This is a genomic window from Streptomyces sp. SAJ15, assembly GCF_007595705.1.
Taxonomy (GTDB): domain Bacteria; phylum Actinomycetota; class Actinomycetes; order Streptomycetales; family Streptomycetaceae; genus Streptomyces.
This window is the reverse complement of the sequence record NZ_NISY01000004.1, coordinates 517,210-535,031: the sequence shown is the minus strand read 5'-3', so window position 1 is coordinate 535,031 and position 17,822 is coordinate 517,210. Positions and strand designations below refer to the sequence as shown.

Annotated in this window: 17 protein-coding genes; 11 read left to right on the top strand and 6 right to left on the bottom strand. The window is 71.7% G+C overall.

Going from position 1 to position 17,822, the window contains the following annotated elements:
- Positions 1–4: 4 nt before the first annotated feature.
- Together CD790_RS14905 and CD790_RS14900 are read right to left on the bottom strand one after the other, a co-directional pair.
- Positions 5–460: a MarR family transcriptional regulator gene (locus tag CD790_RS14905; protein ID WP_144383680.1), complete on the bottom strand. Its 456-nt coding sequence runs from the start codon at positions 458–460 to the stop codon at positions 5–7.
- Positions 461–558: 98 nt separating this feature from the next.
- Positions 559–1,338: a TSUP family transporter gene (locus CD790_RS14900; protein WP_144383679.1), complete on the bottom strand. Its 780-nt coding sequence runs from the start codon at positions 1,336–1,338 to the stop codon at positions 559–561.
- 216 nt (positions 1,339–1,554) lie between these two features.
- Between CD790_RS14900 and nirB the strand changes: the two genes are divergently transcribed.
- Genes nirB through CD790_RS14885 form a run of 3 tightly spaced genes read left to right on the top strand, consistent with a single transcriptional unit; the run spans position 1,555 to position 5,663 of the window.
- The gene (nirB, locus tag CD790_RS14895) at positions 1,555–4,266 is read left to right on the top strand and encodes a nitrite reductase large subunit NirB (protein ID WP_144383803.1); all 2,712 of its coding nucleotides are present in this window, start codon (positions 1,555–1,557) and stop codon (positions 4,264–4,266) included.
- Complete coding sequence (gene nirD, locus CD790_RS14890) at positions 4,263–4,613, top strand: nitrite reductase small subunit NirD (protein ID WP_144383678.1); 351 nt, start codon at positions 4,263–4,265, stop codon at positions 4,611–4,613. Before nirB ends, nirD begins: the two co-directional genes overlap by 4 nt.
- 60 nt (positions 4,614–4,673) lie before the next feature.
- On the top strand, positions 4,674–5,663 hold the full coding sequence (locus CD790_RS14885; RefSeq protein WP_144383677.1) for an oxidoreductase: 990 nt from the start codon (positions 4,674–4,676) through the stop codon (positions 5,661–5,663).
- On the opposite strand, the gene CD790_RS14880 is transcribed toward CD790_RS14885, so the two are convergent.
- Complete coding sequence (locus CD790_RS14880; protein WP_260867582.1) at positions 5,649–6,368, bottom strand: hypothetical protein; 720 nt, start codon at positions 6,366–6,368, stop codon at positions 5,649–5,651. The genes CD790_RS14885 and CD790_RS14880 overlap by 15 nt on opposite strands.
- Before the next feature lie 589 nt (positions 6,369–6,957).
- Between CD790_RS14880 and CD790_RS14875 the strand changes: the two genes are divergently transcribed.
- The 4 genes from CD790_RS14875 to CD790_RS14860 all read left to right on the top strand — a co-directional run bounded on the left by CD790_RS14875 (position 6,958) and on the right by CD790_RS14860 (position 11,323).
- On the top strand, positions 6,958–8,223 hold the full coding sequence (locus CD790_RS14875; RefSeq protein ID WP_186319020.1) for an ABC transporter substrate-binding protein: 1,266 nt from the start codon (positions 6,958–6,960) through the stop codon (positions 8,221–8,223).
- A complete protein-coding gene (locus CD790_RS14870) occupies positions 8,223–9,155 on the top strand; it encodes a carbohydrate ABC transporter permease (RefSeq protein WP_144383676.1) in 933 nt (310 codons plus the stop codon). The genes CD790_RS14875 and CD790_RS14870 overlap by 1 nt, the downstream gene beginning before the upstream one ends.
- Positions 9,156–9,992, top strand: coding sequence for a carbohydrate ABC transporter permease (locus CD790_RS14865; protein ID WP_144383675.1), 837 nt, complete (start codon positions 9,156–9,158; stop codon positions 9,990–9,992). It abuts the gene before it with no gap.
- Between the two features lie 173 nt (positions 9,993–10,165).
- Complete coding sequence (locus CD790_RS14860) at positions 10,166–11,323, top strand: alkaline phosphatase PhoX (protein ID WP_144383674.1); 1,158 nt, start codon at positions 10,166–10,168, stop codon at positions 11,321–11,323.
- Positions 11,324–11,328: 5 nt separating this feature from the next.
- On the opposite strand, the gene CD790_RS14855 is transcribed toward CD790_RS14860, so the two are convergent.
- The 3 genes from CD790_RS14855 to CD790_RS14845 all read right to left on the bottom strand — a co-directional run bounded on the left by CD790_RS14855 (position 11,329) and on the right by CD790_RS14845 (position 14,588).
- Positions 11,329–12,330, bottom strand: a complete 1,002-nt coding sequence (locus tag CD790_RS14855) for a helix-turn-helix transcriptional regulator (protein WP_144383673.1) — start codon at positions 12,328–12,330, stop codon at positions 11,329–11,331.
- 418 nt (positions 12,331–12,748) lie between these two features.
- Positions 12,749–13,984, bottom strand: a complete 1,236-nt coding sequence (locus CD790_RS14850) for a site-specific integrase (protein ID WP_260867581.1) — start codon at positions 13,982–13,984, stop codon at positions 12,749–12,751.
- Positions 13,977–14,588 carry a helix-turn-helix transcriptional regulator gene (locus CD790_RS14845; RefSeq protein WP_144383672.1) on the bottom strand — a complete coding sequence of 204 codons (612 nt, stop codon included), beginning with the start codon at positions 14,586–14,588 and terminating at the stop codon, positions 13,977–13,979. Before CD790_RS14845 ends, CD790_RS14850 begins: the two co-directional genes overlap by 8 nt.
- A gap of 127 nt (positions 14,589–14,715) precedes the next feature.
- Between CD790_RS14845 and CD790_RS14840 the strand changes: the two genes are divergently transcribed.
- From CD790_RS14840 to CD790_RS14825, 4 genes are read left to right on the top strand one after another with little or no spacing between them, the layout of a single operon-like run.
- Entirely contained in the window at positions 14,716–14,907 is a 192-nt protein-coding gene (locus CD790_RS14840) for an AlpA family transcriptional regulator (protein WP_260867580.1), read from the top strand.
- Entirely contained in the window at positions 14,904–15,785 is an 882-nt protein-coding gene (locus CD790_RS14835) for a bifunctional DNA primase/polymerase (protein WP_260867579.1), read from the top strand. The genes CD790_RS14840 and CD790_RS14835 overlap by 4 nt, the downstream gene beginning before the upstream one ends.
- Complete coding sequence (locus CD790_RS14830) at positions 15,782–16,978, top strand: AAA family ATPase (protein WP_144383671.1); 1,197 nt, start codon at positions 15,782–15,784, stop codon at positions 16,976–16,978. Before CD790_RS14835 ends, CD790_RS14830 begins: the two co-directional genes overlap by 4 nt.
- Complete coding sequence (locus CD790_RS14825; RefSeq protein WP_144383670.1) at positions 16,975–17,781, top strand: hypothetical protein; 807 nt, start codon at positions 16,975–16,977, stop codon at positions 17,779–17,781. Before CD790_RS14830 ends, CD790_RS14825 begins: the two co-directional genes overlap by 4 nt.
- Positions 17,782–17,822: the final 41 nt, after the last annotated feature.

Sequence of the window (17,822 nt, the reverse complement as noted above, 5' to 3'; positions counted from 1 at the left end):
CCCCTCAGGGAAGGTCGCTCTCCCCGCCCAGGTTGGCGATCACGCGGCGCAGGACGTCGAGGGCCGCCACGTACTCGTCCGTCGGGATGCCCTCGTGCATCCGCTCATGGGCCCGCGCGTTGCGCTCCCTGGCGCGTAGGCGGCCGGCCTCGCCGGCCTCGGTCAGGGTCAGCGCCCCGTTCTCCTCCGTCATCCAGCCCCGGGCGACCAGGTCGTCGAAGACCGCGTCGAAGTCGGTGTCCTGGTCGTCGAAGGGGGTCAGCCGCCGGGTGAGCCGGTCCCGGTCCCAGGAGCCGGGGGCGCCGGCCACGTGGTTGAGGGTCCACCAGTGCGGCTGGGTCAGGCCCTCCACGGCCAGCTCCGCGCGGATCCGCCCGACGACGACCCGGCCGGCATAGCTCGCCCAGTAGCCGATGGGCTGGGCGGCGAGGCGCTCTCGGGGGTACTCCTTGATGACCACGGCGGCGGCTCCTTCTCGTCTTCGAACGGCCGGACGTGATCAACGTAGAAGTTCACCTTTGGTTGAAGTCAAGGACGGGCTTCTCGGGTGCGCCGGGCTCACGCCAGCCACTGGTCGTACGCCAGCTTGCAGACCAGCGAGACCACCACCACGACCAGCACGCCCCGGACGAAACCGCTGCCGCGCTTGAGGGCCATGCGGGCGCCCAGGGTGCCGCCGGCGAAGTTGAAGACGGCCATCAGGGCGGCCAGTCGCCACAGCACGGTGCCCTGGTAGGCGAAGGTGACCAGGGCGCCCAGGTTGGTGCAGACGTTGACGACCTTGGCCGTGGCGGAGGCGGTGACCAGGTTCATGTGGAGGGTGGCGACGAGGGCGATGACCAGGAAGGTGCCGGTGCCCGGCCCGATGAGGCCGTCGTAGAAGCCGATGCCCAGGCCCGCGATCGCGATGCCGGCCACGACCCGGGCGCGGGTCACCGGGCCGGTGGCCGGGGCGGTGCCGAAGGCGGGGCGCAGCAGGACGAAGGCCAGCACCGCCAGCAGGACGGCCATGATGAGCGGGCGCAGCACCTCGCTGTCGATGCCGGCGGCGAAGAACGCGCCCGTCAGCGAGCCGCCCGCGGCCGCCAGGCCGATGCGCAGCGCCGAGCCCACGTCCACCAGGCCCTTGCGGGTGTAGGTGACCGCCGCGGCCGAGGTGCCGACGACGGCGACGGCCTTGTTGGTGCCGAGGATGTGGGCGGGTGGGAGGTGGGGCAGGGCGACCATGAGGGCGGGGAGTTGGAGGAGGCCGCCGCCTCCGACGACGGCGTCGATCCAACCGGCCGCGGCCGCCGCGACGCACAGCAGCACCACCGTCGTCAGGGATATGTCAGGCATGATCGCGACCCTAGCGAGCCCGCCGCGAGCATGATCGAAATGTCCGCGGACCGGTCGTACGGCTCCGCGGGCGACGGTCCGGCGCCGTCCCGGCCCGGTCGGGCGCACCGGCCTCACACAGCGCCTCCCGGACGGCTGAGGGCAGCGTTGCGCGCGGGAAACGGCGTGGATGCGGGTGGTTAACAGCGCCATCGCACGCTTCGTGCCATGAGTGGCATGAGCGCGGAGACGACGCGGGAGACGCGAGGTCAGGCGGTGGTGAAGACGAAGCCGAACACGAAGCCGAGCGCGCCGGATCCGGCGCGACCGACGATCGTACTGGTCGGCCATGGGATGGTCGGCCAGCGGTTCCTGGAGGCGCTGGCCGAGCGGGGGGTCACCGAGGCGGCACGGATCGTGGTGCTGTGTGAGGAGCCGCGGCCGGCGTACGACCGGGTGCAGCTGTCGGCGTACTTCGCCGGCCGCGGCGCCGAGGAGCTCTCGCTGGTCGAGGCGGGCTTCCTGGAGCGGCACGGGATCGAGCTGCGGCTGGGCGACCCGGCGGTGACGATCGACCGCGGCGCGCGGACGGTGACCTCGCGGTCCGGGCTGATGATCGGCTACGACACGCTGGTGCTGGCCACCGGCTCGTACCCGTTCGTCCCGCCGGTCCCCGGCCGGGACAGCGCGGGCTGCTTCGTCTACCGCACCATCGAGGACCTGCTGGCGATCGAGGAGTACGCCAAGGGCTGCCGGACCGGCACGGTGGTCGGCGGCGGGCTGCTCGGGCTGGAGGCCGCCGGGGCGCTCCGCGGGCTGGGGCTGACCACGCACGTCGTCGAGTTCCAGCCGCGGCTGATGGCCCTCCAGGTGGACGCCGGCGGGGGTGCCGCGCTGCGCCGCACGATCGAGGAGATGGGGCTGGTCGTGCACACCGGCGTCGGCGGCAAGGAGATCGTCGCCGACGACTCCGGCGCGGTGGCCCGGATGGAGCTCTCCGACGGCTCCGGCATCGACACCGACCTGGTGATCTTCTCGGCCGGGGTCCGGCCCCGGGACCAGCTCGCCCGCGACTGCGGGCTGCGGGTCGGCGAGCGCGGCGGGATCGCGGTCGACGAGCGGTGCCGCACCGAGGACCCGGCCGTATACGCGATCGGCGAGTGCGCGCTCGCCGCCGACGGCCGGGTCTACGGGCTGGTGGCCCCCGGCTACGAGATGGCGCTGGTCGCCGCCGCGGACATCGCGGCGGGCGCCGCCGGCCCCGGCGACACCCCGCCGTCCCCCGGTTTCACCGGCGCCGACACCTCCACCAAGCTCAAGCTGCTCGGCGTCGACGTCGCCTCCTTCGGCGACCCGCACGGCGCCGCGGACGGCGCGCTGGACGTGGTCTACTCCGACGCCCGCGCGGGCGTCTACAAGAAGCTGGTCGTCGGCGCCGACGGCACCCTGCTGGGCGGTGTGCTGGTCGGCGACGCCGAGGGGTACGGCCTGCTGCGCCCGCTGACCGGCAGCGTTCCCCCGGTCCCGGCCGAGCAGCTGGTGCTGCCCGCGGGGGCGGGCGGCGGGGCGGCGCTCGGCCCGGCCGCGCTGCCCGACGCCGCGGTCGTCTGCAACTGCCACAACGTCACCAAGGGCGCCGTCCGCGCGGCCGTCGCCGACGACGGGTGCACCTGTGTGGCCGAGGTGAAGAAGTGCACCAAGGCCGGTACCGGCTGCGGCAGTTGCGTGAAGACGCTGACCGCCCTGGTCAACGCCGAGTTGGAGGCGGGCGGGATCACCGTCGACAAGGGGCTGTGCGGCTGCTTCGCCTACACCCGCGCCGAGCTGTACGAGATCGTGCGGACGCTGCGGATCACCAGCTACGCGCGGCTGCTGGACAGCCACGGCCGCGAGGAGGCGCGAAGCGGCGACGGCTGTGAGGTCTGCAAGCCCACCGTGGGCTCGATCATCGCCTCGCTCGCGCCGACGCTCGGGGCCAGCGGCTATGTGCTCGACGGCGAGCAGGCGGCGCTCCAGGACACCAACGACCACTTCCTGGCCAACCTCCAGCGCAACGGCTCGTACTCGATCGTGCCGCGCATCCCCGGCGGCGAGATCACCCCCGAGAAGCTGATCGTGATCGGCGAGGTGGCACGGGACTTCGGGCTCTACACGAAGATCACCGGTGGGCAGCGGATCGACCTGTTCGGGGCCCGCGTGGACCAGCTGCCGCGGATCTGGGCGCGGCTGGTGGACGCCGGCTTCGAGTCCGGGCACGCGTACGGCAAGGCGCTGCGCACCGTCAAGTCCTGTGTGGGACAGACCTGGTGCCGCTACGGGGTGCAGGACTCGGTGCGGATGGCGATCGACCTGGAGCTGCGCTACCGGGGGCTGCGCGCCCCGCACAAGCTGAAGTCGGCGGTCTCCGGCTGCGCCCGCGAGTGCGCGGAGGCGCGCGGCAAGGACTTCGGGGTGATCGCCACCTCCAACGGCTGGAACCTGTACGTCGGCGGCAACGGCGGGGCGGAGCCGCGCCACGCCGAGCTGCTGGCGCAGGACCTGGACGACACGGAGCTGATCCGGCTCATCGACCGGTTCCTGATGTTCTACATCCGCACCGCGGACCGGCTGGAGCGCACCTCGGCGTGGCTGGAGCGGATCGAGGGCGGACTCGACCACGTAAGGGACGTGGTGGTGCACGACTCGCTGGGGCTCTGCGCCGAGCTGGAGGCGCTGATGGCCGACCACGTCGCCCACTACCGCGACGAGTGGGCCGAGACCCTGGACGACCCTGAGCGGCTGCGGCGCTTCGTCTCCTTCGTCAACGCCCCGGACGCGCCCGACCCGACGGTGAAGTTCGTCCCGGAGCGCGAGCAGCTCAAGCCGGACCTCACGATCCTGTCCGGCCCCACCATCCCCGTCCGCGCCTTCGACACCCTCGAAGCCCTCGAAGGGAGCCCCTCCCGATGACCCTGGCCCCCGAGCACACCGATCTCCGCGTCGAGCTGCTGGTCGACCAGCGCTGGTTCCCGGTGTGCGCGCTCACCGACCTCACCCCGGGGCGGGGGGTGGCGGCGCTGCTGCCGGACGGCCGTCAGGTGGCGGTGTTCCTGGACCGCGCCGGGCGGGCGTACGCCATCGCCAACCGCGACCCGTTCACCGGCGCCTATGTGCTCTCGCGCGGGCTGCTGGGCTCCGCCCGGGGCCGGGCCTTCGTGGCCTCGCCCCTGCTCAAGCAGCGCTTCGACCTGACCACCGGGCGGTGCCTGGACGACGCCTCGGTCAGCGTGACGGCGTACGAGGTGCGGACCGGCTGACGTACCCGGATCGCTCCCGATCCCTACGCGCCGCCGCCCCGCGGGGCCTAGGCTGGCCGCATGACGGGCTGGACGGCGAGTGACATCCCCGAGCAGACCGGCCGCACCGCCGTGGTCACCGGTGCCAACAGCGGCATCGGCTATGTCACGGCGCGCGAGCTGGCGCGGCGGGGCGCGGAGGTGGTGCTGGCCTGCCGCGACGCGGAGCGCGGCGCGGCGGCCGCGGAGCGGATCCGGGCCGAGGCGCCGGGGGCGCGGGTGCGGGTGGCCCCGCTGGACCTGGCGGACCTGGCCTCCGTCCGGGGCTTCGCCGCGGAGCTCACGCGCCATCTGCCGGGCGACCGGCTCGATCTGCTGATCAACAACGCCGGGGTGATGGCGCTGCCCCGGCTGGAGACCGCCGACGGCTTCGAGATGCAGTTCGGCGTCAACCACCTGGGGCACTTCGCGCTGACCGGGCTGCTGCTGCCGCGGCTGCTGGCGGCCGGCCGCGGGGCGCGAGTGGTGTCGGTCTCCAGCAGCGCGCACCTGATGGCGACCGTCGACCCGGCCGACCTCAACAGCACCCGGCGGTACGGGCGGTGGACCGCCTACGCCCGTTCCAAGACCGCCAACCTGCTCTTCACCCACGAGCTGGCGCGGCGGCTGCGGGCGGCCGGCGCCCCGCTGACGGCCGTCGCCGCGCACCCCGGGTACGCGGCGACCAACCTGCAGACCGCCGGGCCGCGCATGGAGGGCCGGCGAGCGGCGACGCGCCTGATGGAGCTGGGCAACCGGGTCTTCGCGCAGAGCGCCGAGGCGGGCGCCCTGCCCACGCTGTACGCGGCGACCGCGCCCGATGTGCGGGCGGACGAGTTCTTCGGGCCGCGGCTACAGCTGTGGCGCGGCGCGCCCACCCGCTCGCTGCGCGCCTCCTGGGCCCGCAGCGACAAGGCGGCGGCCCAACTGTGGGCGGCCTCGGTGCGGCTGACCGGGGTGGCGTACGAGGCCCTGGAGCTGCCGGACGGCTCGCCGGCCGCGGAGGGTCACCACGGGTCAGTCCAGCCCTGAGGACTCCAGCAGCCGACGGGCGCCGTCGCCGTCGATGCGCGCGGCGAGGGCGCGCAGCGGGGCCTCGCCGCAGCGCAGCAGGCCGCGTTGGAGCGAGCGGCGGGCGCCGCGGTCCAGCTCGTGCCAGAGCAGCGGGTTGGCGGTGAGGACCTTCGGGTCGAGCTCGACCCGGTGGCCGAAGACGTCCCGCAGCACCAGCCGCGGGGCCATGCCCTCGGCGCGCACGACGCTGGTGAGCAGGTCGGTGTGGACCCACCGTTCGCGCAGCAGACCGCGGCTGGCCAGCCAGCCGTCGCCCGCGCTCACCCGCGCGGGGTGGAGGACGGCGAGGAGCAGCAGCGCGACGGCCGTCCAGCACAGGCCCCGGGGCGCGGTCAGGGTGCCGTTGGCGAGGTCGAAGACGGCCATGACGGCGAGCATGACGGTGGCCACCCGGACGGCGGAGCGCCGCTCACCGGCCCAGTGCCGGTCCACCACGAGCGTGGCCGACGGCGGCCCGACGAGGACGACCGGCTCCGGGCCGTCGGGCAACGGCCAGGCGCGGCCGGTGACGGGCAGCGGCCGGGCACCCTCGTCGGCGGGCAGCGGCCGGGCGCGGTCGGCGGGGGCGTCGAGGGGGTCGGCCGCGGCAGCCGACGGAGGGGTGTGGGGCGGCTCGTGGCGCCGCCGCCCACCGTTCCGGTCGGCGTCGTCGCCACCGGTCATGGGGCCGCATCCGGGTCCGGGTTCCATACTTCCGGACGGTAGGACCGGTTCGACCGGTTGTGCGGGTCGTTGACGCAGTGCTGACTCGTCGCTGCCTTTCCTTGACGCACCGCTGATGTCGGCGCCGCAGGTCCGGACGGGATCCAGCCGTCGCGCGCCAAGAGCGCGCCAGAGGGACGCGGATGGCGGAAGGCACCCACCCGGCCAGGACGGCGGTCACCTCCCGCCGCAACGGCGAGAAGCGCGACGGCGGAGCCCGGCGGTGCCGAACCCACCGCGTCCCCGGCTCCGTCCGGCCGCCCTCCGCGACGGCGCCCCACCCGGCCGGGGGCCGAACCGCCCGCCGGGCAGAGCGTCCCCGTGGACGCCACCACCGCGCGGGCGGTGCGCCCGCCTCACGGCCCGCACCGGCCCCGGCGCACCGACCGCACCGACCGGCACCGACCGCACCGACCGCACCGCCGCACTGACCGCACCGGCCCCCGCGTCCCTCGTGCGGGTGACACACGGCCGCAATCCGTCTGTCGTCCTCCCCTTCCATGGTTGATCGTTGGATGGGTGAACCCACGAGACGAGGGGGCGCACAGACATGTCCATCAGCCGCAGACGACTGCTCGGCACGGGCACGGGGCTCGCTCTCACCGGCGCGCTGGCCGCCGGGTGCGGGTCTGACACCGGCCGTGGATCGGGGGATTCGGGTGGCCGGCCGGTCATCGAGCAGTGGTACCACCAGTACGGCGAGGCGGGCGTCGAGCAGGCGGTGCGCCGGTATGCCGCCGGCTATGACCGGGCCGAGGTGCGGGTGCAGTGGCGGCCCGGCGACTACGACCAGCAGACCGCCACCGCGCTGCTCACCGACTCCGGGCCGGACGTCTTCGAGGGCGGCCCGACGCTGGAGCAGATCCAGGGCGGGCAGGTGGTGGACCTCACCGATCTGCTCCGGGGCGTGCGGGAGGACTTCGACCCGGCGGTGCTGGCGCCCAAGACGTACGAGGGCCGGATCTGGGGCGTCCCGCAGGTCGTCGACACCCAGCTGCTCTACTACCGCCGAAGCCTGCTGGCCGACGCCGGCGTCGAGCCGCCGACCACGCTCGACGCGCTGGTCGACGCGGCGCGGGAGCTGACGCGGGGCGACGTCAAGGGGCTGTTCCTCGGCAACGACGGCGGGGCGGGCGTCCTCCAGGGCACCCCGCTGCACGCCGCCGGCCTGGCGCCGGTCACGGAGGACGGCCGTCCCGGCTTCGACGACCCGGCCGCCGCGCGGACGCTCGGCAAGCTGCGCCGGCTCTACGCCGACAAGTCGCTGCTGCTCGGCGCGCCTTCCGACTGGTCGGACCCGTCCGCGTTCCTCCAGGGGCTGACCGCGATGCAGTGGTCGGGGCTGTGGGCGCTGCCGCGGGTGCGGAAGGAGCTGGGCGACGACTTCGGGGTGCTGCCGTTCCCGGCGGACGGCGCGCACGGCCGGCCCGCCGTCCCCGTGGGGGCGTACGGGGCCGCGGTGAGCGCCCGCGGCCGGAACCGGGCCGTGGCGAAGGAGCTCGTGCGCTGGCTGTGGGTCGAACGCACCGACCACCAGGTGGACTTCGCGCTCTCCTACGGCTTCCACATCCCGGCCCGCGCCTCGCTGGCGGCCAAGGCCGAACCGCTGCGGCGGGGTCCGGCCGCGGCCGCGGTCCGGTTCACCCGCGAGCACGGCTTCGCCGCCCAGCCGCTGCTCTGGACGGTGGTCGCCCGGACCGCGTACCAGGACGCGCTCAGCCGGATCGTCAAGGGCGGGGCGGACCCCGGGCGCGAGCTGCGCGCGGTGCTCAGAACGACCGAGGACGAGCTGCGGCGCGTGCGGAAGCGGCGCTGATGCGGTGGCGGCCGCGCGCGCCGGCCGGCCCGCGGAACCGCACGCTGTGGTTCTGGGTGTTCGTCGGCCCGTTCGTGCTCGGGCTCCTCGTCTTCACCTATGTGCCGCTGGGCTGGAGCGTCTATCTCAGCCTCTTCGACGCGCACAACACGGTCTCGCCGTCGCGGGAGGACTTCGTCGGGCTGGACAACTACGCGGCGATGCTGCGGGACGACGCCTTCACCGACAGCCTGCGCACCTTCGCCGTCTTCACCGCCTTCATCGTTCCGGCCACCTACGCGCTGGCCCTGGCGCTGGCGCTGATGGTCAACCGGCTGCGCTGGTGGCAGGCGTTCTTCCGGTCGGTCTTCTTCCTTCCGGTGGCCTGCTCCTATGTGGTGGCGGCGTTGGTCTGGAAGATGTCGATCTTCAACGGGGTGCGGTTCGGGCTGGCCAACACGGTGCTGGGGCGGTTCGGCGGGGAGCAGATCGCCTGGCTGTCGACGACCGACCCGCCCTGGTACTGGCTGGTCATCGTGACCGTGCGGCTGTGGCTCCAGGCCGGCTTCTACATGCTGCTCTTCCTGGCCGGCCTGCAGCGGATCCCGCCACGGCTGTACGAGGCCGCGGCGGTGGACGGCGCGCGACCGGGCTGGCAGGTCTTCCGGCACATCACCTTCCCGCAGTTGCGGGCCACCTCGGTGGCGGTGGTGCTGCTGCTGGTCGTCAACGCCTTCCAGGCGTTCGACGAGTTCTACAACCTGCTCTCGGACGCCCGCGGCTACCCCCCGTACGCCCGTCCCCCGCTGGTCTACCTCTACTACACCGCGCTCGGGCAGGGGCAGAACCTGGGGCTGGGCAGCGCCGGCGCGGTGATCCTGGCGCTGGTCATCGGCGTGGTGACGGTGGTCCAGGCCCGCTGGTTCGGGCTGGGCCGGAAGGAGGAGTTCTAGGTGCGGGACGCGCTGGTGCGGGTCGGCCGGGCGCTGCGGCTGGTGCTGCTGCTCACCCTGGCCCTGCTCTTCCTGGTCCCCTTCTACCTGCTGGTGCGCAACGGCCTGGCCCGGGAGGAGGACATCACCGCGCCCGACTGGACGTTCTTCCCCGGAGAGGTGCGCTGGTCGAACCTGAGCGAGCTGTTCCAGGACCCGACCGTGCCGATGGCGCGGGCCCTGCTGAACTCCTCGCTGATCGCGGTCGCCACGACGCTGGGCACCCTGCTGCTCGCCTCGCTGGCCGGCTACGGGCTGGCGCGCATCCCCTACCGCCACGCCGACGCGGTCTTCTACGCCATCCTGGGCAGCCTGATGGTGCCGGCGGCGGTCACCTTCCTGCCGAGCTTCGTGCTGGTCTCGACCCTGGGCTGGATCTCCACGCTGCGCGGGCTGATCATCCCCACCCTCTTCTCGGCCTTCGCCTGCTTCGTCTTCCGTCAGTACTTCCTGGGCTTCCCGAAGGAGTTGGAGGACGCGGCCCGGGTCGACGGGCTCGGCTACTGGCGCGTCTTCTGGCGGGTGGTGGTCCCCAACTCCCGTCCCGTCTTCGCCGCCGTGGGCTCCATCGTCTTCATCGGCTCCTGGAACTCCTTCCTGTGGCCCCTGGTCATCGGCCAGGACCGGGACTCCTGGACGGTCCAGGTGGCGCTCTCCACGTTCACCACGGCCCAGACGGTCCGGATCCACGAGCTGTTCGTCGCGGCCGCGGTGTCGGTGCTTCCGCTGCTCGTCGTCTTCCTGCTGCTCCAGCGCCACATCGTCGCGGGTGTGGAGCGCTCCGGAATCGACGACTGACCCGGGCGGCGCCGCCGTTCGGGCGCCCGGAGGGTCCCGGGTTCGCCGCTTCCCCTTCACTACTTGTTCGCGTACAGTCAACCAACCCCTCCTATGGTCCTCAGCGCACTGACCTGGCTCCTCCCCCGCGCCCGCCCGGTCGCGGGGCACCCGCGACTTTCGGTGGAGTGACCATGGAACGACGCAGTCTCCTGCGCGCGGCGGTGATCGGCACCTCGGCCGCCGTCTTCGGAGGCACCCTCACCCGGGGCGCCGCGTACGCCGCGCCCGCCCAGCCCGGCCCCGGCCCGTACGGCGCCCTCGGGGCGGCCGACGCCCACGGCGTCCAGCTGCCCGCCGGCTTCTCCAGTCGGGTGATCGCCCGGTCTCGCCAGACCGTCGCGGGCACCTCGTACGGCTGGCACGACGCCCCCGACGGCGGCGCCTGTTTCGCCGACGGAAGCGGCTGGATCTACGTCTCCAACTCCGAGATCAACCCCGGCGGCGGGGCGAGCGCCGTGCGCTTCGACGCGGCGGGCACCATCACCGGCGCCTACCGGATCCTGTCCGGCTCCCGGCAGAACTGCGCGGGTGGCGCCACCCCGTGGCGCACCTGGCTCTCCTGCGAGGAGGTCGACCGGGGCTACGTCTACGAGACCGACCCGTGGGGCGTGAACGCGGCGGTCCGCCGTCCGGCCATGGGGCGCTTCAAGCACGAGGCGGCGGCGGCCGACCCGGTGCGCCGGGCCGTCTACATGACCGAGGACACCGGCGACGGCTGCTTCTACCGCTTCCTCCCCACCACCTGGGGCGACCTGTCCGCCGGCACCCTCCAGGTACTCAGGGCGGGCTCCGCCACGTCCGGCACGTTCACCTGGGCGACCGTGCCGGACCCGGACGGCTCACCGACCGCCACCCGCAACCAGGTCTCCGGGGCCAAGCGGTTCAACGGCGGAGAGGGCTGCCACTACGCGGACGACACCGTCTGGTTCACCACCAAGGGCGACAACCGGGTGTGGCAGATCAACCTCGCGGCCGGCAGCTACGAGCTGGCCTACGACGACTCGCTGGTCTCCGGCACGCCCCCGCTCACCGGCGTGGACAACATCACCGGGGCCCCCTCGGGCGATCTGTACATCGCCGAGGACGGCGGGAACATGGAGATCTGCCTCATCACGCCGGACGACGTCGTCGCGCCGTTCCTGCGGGTCACCGGCCACTCCGGCTCGGAGATCACCGGCCCGGCGTTCTCGCCCGACGGCCGCCGGCTCTACTTCTCCAGCCAGCGCGGCAGCTCGGGGAGTTCCTCGGCCGGGGTCACCTACGAGGTGACGGGACCGTTCCGCGGCTAGGCCGCTCAGACCTCCGCCGGCGCGCCGCCCCGCAGCAGGGCGGCGCCCAGCGGGGTCAGCGTGTGCAGCACCGCGCCACCCTGGCGCAGGGTCAACAGCAGTCCGGCCTCGCGCAGCACACTGGCGTGCTGGCTGGCGGAGGCCAGCGACACCCCGACCCTGCGGGCGAGTTCGCTGGTGGTGCACCCGCCGCCGACGCCCTGGAGCACCGCGGACCGGGTCTGCCCGACGAGCTTGCCGAGCGAGTGCGTCTTGCCCGGGGCGCTGACCGGCTGGCACAGCGGGCGCGGCGGGGCGCACTCGGGCGTGTGCTCCACCGGATAGACCAGCACCGGCGTCAGATCGGGATTGCGGTAGGTGACCGGCGTCCGCCGGCAGAAGAACGACGGCAGGAGCAGCAGACCGCGCCCGCCCAGACGCAGATCCCGGTCGGCGGGGTAGTCCACCTCCAGGACCGGAGGTCTCCAGCGCATCGTCGGCGGCAGCGAGGCCAGCAGACCGTCCGCACCCCCGTCCAGCAGCGCCCGGCCCCGGGTGGCCCGATCGGCCTCGATGCGGGCCTGTATGTGCGGCCAGTACGGCGCTATGGCCGCCTGGTGGTACGCGCGCAACGCACTGACCAGCCGCTCCAGCGACCGGTCCACCCCCTCGGCCAAGTCCCGTATCCACGCGGGTAGACTGCGCGCTGCGGTGAGCCGGGAGATTTCATCATGCAAGCGATTGCTATCCGTGGCCCGCAGCGCCTCCATCGCGGCGTCCGCGCCGATTATTCCCTCGGCAGGTGTCAGGAAGTCGGGGAAATAGCCGCGGAGCGGAATCAGCGGCGCCAGCAGTCGCGTTTCACCCTTCAACCGGGCGCGCGTTCCGGAGCGCCATTCCCCGTATACCAACTCCCCCTGTTTGTCGCGGAGCCGGTGGAAACTTAAAACGGTTTCCCAGAGCGCGTCGGGGCGGGTCGCCATCCGCAACCGCGCCAGATCGAGTTCACTGAAGTGAACGCGTAGCACCTGACCCCCACATGCGACATGCCGTGGCCACCCCCCGATCACGGACGAGTATGCACACTAACACAGGCAGTCACCACGCCCTTTTGGCCACACTTGAAACGGGTCGCGGAGACGGGACGCCAACCGGAATGCTGTTCCCCAGGAAAGCGGGTATACGCCCCAACGCCGCAGCGGCGGGAGCGTGGCGAATGTCCGCTATTCAACAGCGGTGCTCAGGATCGGATTGCTCGTTCCCGTGGGGGGTGACGAGTGCGTACCGGCCACTGAGCACTTCTGTTGCCGCTCGGGCCGATGCGAGCGGCAACAGCTCCCGTGGGGGGAGTGAGAGGGGGCGGCACCTCCGCACAGGTGCCGCCCCCTTGCAATTGACCTGCAAAGATGCTCAATCGCTGGGCACGTAGGGCACTCTGAGGGCACATCACGTCAGAACCGCCTCGATGATGCCGGCGGTCTCGTCTTCGTCGTCCTCCCACAGATGCACGTACAGGTCCCACGTGATCGAGGGCTTCGCGTGCCCGAGAAGCCGCTGAACCTTCTTCACCGTAGCCCCGTGCTTGATCAGGACGGACGCGAAGAAGTGGCGCAGGTCATGCAGGGTCGTACCCGCGGGGACGCGTAGCGGCGAACCCCACTCCCCCAAGAGCTTGTTTGCCCGCTTGACGATTCGGGCCCACGCCTTGGCCCACGACCCGCGCCGCACAGGAGCGTTCACCTCACTCAGGAACAACAGTCGCGCCTTGCGCCACCTGGGGTTCCGGGGGTCCGTCCGGTCCTCGATCTCGATCTCACGCGGCGGGAACATCTCACGGTGCAGCTTGATCGCCTCGGCCGTCGACGGCGCCAGACGCGCAGTGCGATAGCTCTTGTCCGTCTTGGGCGGCCCCAAGTACGGCACGCCCTTGTCAGGCCCTATCAGCTGCTGCTCGACCACAGCTTCCATGGCGTCTAAGTCGACGTGGTGGTCCTCCAGCCCGAACAGCTCGCCGCCACGCAGCCCCGTCGTCGCGTCCAGGCGCACCGGCGCCGTGTACCGCTCCGACGCGGCTCCCATGAGCGCCTTCACCACCAGGGGCTCAAGGGGCACCACTTCGGCTCTGCGCGGCTCGGGCAGTTCGACGCCGTGACACGGGTTCGACGTGATGATGCCGTCCGCGACTGCGGCGTTCATGACCGCAGCCAGCGCGTTCCAGGGGGTACGGAGGCTGATCGGCGCGAGGATCTCAGACCGGTCCTTGACCCATGCGCGCACGTCGGATCGCCTGATGCTACCCGGCGGCTGGCTGCCGAACGTCGGGTAGACGTGCAGCCGCAGCGCCCGCTCCACATTCCCTTCCGTCCGCTCTCGGTGCGTAGCTGAGGTACGCCACTCCTCAGCGAACGTACGGAAGTCCTGGCGCCGCTTCGTCTTATCGACGTAGGTACCGGCGTCGAGCTCCGCCTGCACGGCCGACGCGCGCGTGTCCGCGTCGAACTTCTTGGCGAAATTCTCCTTGCGCTGCACACCCGCAGCGTCCCTGTAGCGGACCTGCCACCGCTTGCCCACGCCATGCTCGCTGGTGGGCACGAGCTTGCGCGTCTTACTGCTGTGCTCGCCACACGGCTTGTCGTCCTCACTCGGACGCGACTTGTGCCACCGGTCGTAGACCTCAGCCATTGGAGTCCTTCACTTGCTGGGCTTCCCGGGCGAGGGAAGCGTGGCCTTCGGCGATGTGGTCGATCTCCGCGGACAGTCGCTCCACCGAGGCGCGGGCCCTGTCCAGAGCGCTCTGAAACTCGTCCTCGGTGCCCTCAACGACGAAGCCCGAGCGGGTGATCAACCGCTCCACGTCGCTTTGGGCGGCGGCGAGCGCGCGGCCCGCAAAGTGGTCTCGTAGCGCGAACTCGCCTTCGGGGACCTCAGCCGAGAAGGTGCGGGTGTCCACACCCTGGGCAGGGCTGGAGCCACGCACCCATGCACGGACGGTAGAGCCGGATTCGGAGTGCTCAGGGGTGATCTGGAACGGTTCATCGTCGTTGGGGTCCACCAGCAGGTGGACCGGCGCCACTCCGAGCACGTAGGCAAGTGCCAGCCACTCAGTGACCGTGACGTTCTCGCGCTTGCCGTTCTCCAACTTGGCAACGGTGCTGCGCTGCCACCCGATGCCCTGTTCCACGAGCCGGTTGGCCAGGTCTTCGGCCGTGAGGCCGCGCCGCTTGCGGACCTCGCGTACACGCTTCGCGATGACACTCGTCGGTGCCCATCGTTCGTTGTGTTCCATGAGAGCACATTAAAGGGCACTTGTGGAACGCGCAAGGACCGGTCACCATGAGTCGAGACGGGTAACTGTTGCCCGTTTGCGTTCCCTCAAAGAACATTTTTGTTCTTTGGTGATCCATGGAGGCAAGGTGTCGAAACCTCGGATGTGGTCGCCGGAAGACCTCGCCGGCTACCTCGGTGTACCCGTGAAGTCCGTCTATGGCTGGAACTACAAGGGCACCGGCCCGAAGTTTCGGAAGGTTGGTCGGCACGTCCGGTACCGGCCGGAGGACGTCGAAGCCTGGTTGAACGCTCAGCAGGGCGGAGGCGTGGCGGCGTGACCACCGTTGCGGGACACCCCCTGGGGCTGCTGTCTGCCGCGCTGGAGTACGCGGCGCGGGGCTGGCATGTCTTCCCGCTGCGCCCGAACGATAAGCGCCCCGCCATCAAGGGGTGGGAGCAGCGCGCCACCACCGACTCCGCCCGGATTGAGCGCGCCTGGACGGCCGGACCGTACGGGGTCGGCATCGCGTGTGGCCCGTCGCGGCTGGTCGTCGTAGACCTGGACACGGCGAAGGACGACGCTCCGCCGGAGGAGTGGCGGTTGCCTGGCGTGGTCGACGGCCTGGACGTGTTGGCCGAGTTGTACGCCCGGCACGCCGACCGTTTCCCGTTCGGGAGCACCCCGGCAGTGCGAACCGCTTCGGGCGGTATGCACCTGTACCACTCCGCACCGGAGCAGGAGGTGCGCAACAGCGCCGGGCGCGTCGGGTGGAAGGTCGATGTGCGCGCGGCCGGCGGGTACGTCGTCGCGCCGCCGTCGACCGCGGGTGGTAGCCCCTATCAGTGGGAGACCACCGCGGCCACCGCCGGCCCGCGACCGGTGCCCGGCTGGCTACTGGATTTGATGCTCCGCACGTCCGCCGCTCCGCGTCCCGTCGTCGCGGCGAGCGCACCGCGCGGCCAGCGTCGGGCCGGTGACTCGCTGAGGGGGTTGGTGGCGTTCGTGCTGGAGTCGCACGAGGGGGAGCGCAACGCGCGGCTGTACTGGGCCGCGTGCCGCGCACGGGAGCTCGTCCAGGCTGGCCAGGTGGATGAGGGCGCGGTGTCCGGCGCTCTGGTCGACGCCGGGCGGCACGTCGGCCTCTCCGAGACGGAGGCGACCCGCACCGTCCGTAGTGCCGAACAGGCCCCCGTCCGTACCGGGGTGAGCGCGTGAGCGGCACCCGTGAGGCGGCAACGAAGATCCTGGCCGCGCACGGCATCGACCCTGACACTTCTGACACTTCTGACGCGTCATCGGAAGAGGAGGTGAGCAAGCTACTCGACAGCATCCGGGACGGCGCATGGCTGGACGGCCAGCACTTCCCGCCCCTGCGCTACGCCGTGGACGGTTTGCTGCCCGAGGGCGCCGCGCTGCTGATCGGCCCGCCGAAGGCCGGGAAGTCCTGGCTCGTGCTGGACGTGCTCCTGGCCGTCGCCAGCGGCGGCCGCGCGCTCGGCGCGTTGGCGGTCGGCGCACCGCGCCGGGTGCTCTACCTGGCGATGGAAGATGGTGACCGCCGCATGCAGGACCGCTGCCGCACCCTTCTTGGCGACGATCCGATCCCCGAGCGGTTCCACTACGTGACGGACGTGGAACCGATGCTCGTCCGCCCCTTGCTGGACGCGTTCCTTGACCGGTACCCGGACACGGTCCTTGTGGTGGTGGACACGCTGGGGAAGGTGATGCCGCCGGCACGGCCGGGTGAGTCGGCGTACAGCCGTGACTACCGCGTGATGGGCCACCTGAAGGGGGTGTCCGACGATCACCCTGGTCTGTCCGTCACGGTCATCCACCACGACCGCAAAGCCGCATCCGAAGACTTCATCGACTCCGTCTCTGGCACGCACGGGCTGGCCGGAGCAGCCGACACGATCATCGTCCTGGCCCGCAAGCGGCAATCCGATGACGCCGTGCTCAAGGTGACGGGGCGGGATGTGCCGGAGGAGGAGTACGCGCTGAAGATGCGCGACGGCGTATGGACGCTGGATGGCTCCACCCTCACCGATGCCGCTGCTCAGGTGCGGCAGCGCGCGGACGCGGCCGAGTTGGGCGAGAAGTCCGTCGCCATCCTCGACTACGTCCGCCAGCACCACGAAGGCGTGCGCGCCAGGGACGTGGCCGAGGAGTTCGGAGGCGACGCACACCAGTACCTGAAACGCCTCATGGAGAGCGGGCGCCTGATCCGGCTCGTCCGCGGGCTGTATGCCGCCGCCGACGTACCCGTGTCAGAACCGTCAGAAGTGTCAGAACCGAACGAGGCGCCCTGTATCGGATGCGGCGGACCACTCGACCCGGTCCACGCCGCACAGGGCGAGACCACACACCCCGGCTGCGATCCGGCAGCACGACCACGGAAGGAAGCATGATGCTGAAGATCAGCGAAGAGATCGAGATCATCTTGAATGGGGTCGATCAGGCCATGACCCGGCACAACGAGGAGCACCCCACTGGGCAACTCCCTGCCGACGGTCGGAGCCAGATCAGCACCGCACTGACCGCGATCCGCGCCGTCCGCACGATCTTGAACTCGGCCCATGACGAACTGGAGAAGCTGCGCCTGAACGACACCCTCTACCCCGAGGGGCGGAAGCGCATGATGACCGAACTCCTTGACGACGCCGAGGAGAAGATCAACCAGAAGGTGAGCACCGCCGACGCGAACGCCACCATCGCCCGCGCCTCGTTCGTCGTCGGAGCCATGCCCCAGATGAGCAAGGGCCGCGACCTGATCGCCCGCGAAGACGCCCGCCTGATCCTCGACGCCAGCAAAGACCCCATCAGCATGATCACCCACCTGGCGCAGCGCCAGGACGACGTGGGCGCTCTGGTCGTCACCCAGTGGGGCGCCGACTACCTGCGCGCCCGAGGCCATGACGACCATGAGCTGAAGAACGCGCAAGCCGCCATCATCGGCATGGCACTCAACGGCGCCCAGCAGGGAGGCGACAGCGGCCGGGCCGCAGCCGCACGCGGAGCCCTTGCAGCCGACTCCGTAGCAGGGCTGGCGGGCGCCACCGGACAGGCGGCGCGCAGCGTGCTCTCCTCCATGCGCGACCACTACGGGGCACCGCGCCAGCGCTCCCCCAAGCCACGCGACCCCCGCCGCCCCGCCGCCCCCACGGTGCTCGGCGAGGAGATCACACTCGGTCCCGTCGTCCCCCGGTACTAGCCCACAGCCACGCCCCCCGCACGGGCACAGGCACGCCATAC

Excerpts from the sequence above, each read along its gene's own strand:
- CD790_RS14900 (WP_144383679.1), bottom strand. The coding sequence starts at position 1,338 with ATGCCTGACATATCCCTGACGACGGTGGTGCTGCTGTGCGTCGCGGCG.
- nirB (WP_144383803.1), top strand. The coding sequence starts at position 1,555 with ATGAGCGCGGAGACGACGCGGGAGACGCGAGGTCAGGCGGTGGTGAAG.
- nirD (WP_144383678.1), top strand. The coding sequence starts at position 4,263 with ATGACCCTGGCCCCCGAGCACACCGATCTCCGCGTCGAGCTGCTGGTC.
- CD790_RS14885 (WP_144383677.1), top strand. The coding sequence starts at position 4,674 with ATGACGGGCTGGACGGCGAGTGACATCCCCGAGCAGACCGGCCGCACC.
- CD790_RS14880 (WP_260867582.1), bottom strand. The coding sequence starts at position 6,368 with ATGACCGGTGGCGACGACGCCGACCGGAACGGTGGGCGGCGGCGCCAC.
- CD790_RS14875 (WP_186319020.1), top strand. The coding sequence starts at position 6,958 with ATGTCCATCAGCCGCAGACGACTGCTCGGCACGGGCACGGGGCTCGCT.
- CD790_RS14870 (WP_144383676.1), top strand. The coding sequence starts at position 8,223 with ATGCGGTGGCGGCCGCGCGCGCCGGCCGGCCCGCGGAACCGCACGCTG.
- CD790_RS14860 (WP_144383674.1), top strand. The coding sequence starts at position 10,166 with ATGGAACGACGCAGTCTCCTGCGCGCGGCGGTGATCGGCACCTCGGCC.
- CD790_RS14850 (WP_260867581.1), bottom strand. The coding sequence starts at position 13,984 with ATGGCTGAGGTCTACGACCGGTGGCACAAGTCGCGTCCGAGTGAGGAC.
- CD790_RS14845 (WP_144383672.1), bottom strand. The coding sequence starts at position 14,588 with ATGGAACACAACGAACGATGGGCACCGACGAGTGTCATCGCGAAGCGT.
- CD790_RS14825 (WP_144383670.1), top strand. The coding sequence starts at position 16,975 with ATGATGCTGAAGATCAGCGAAGAGATCGAGATCATCTTGAATGGGGTC.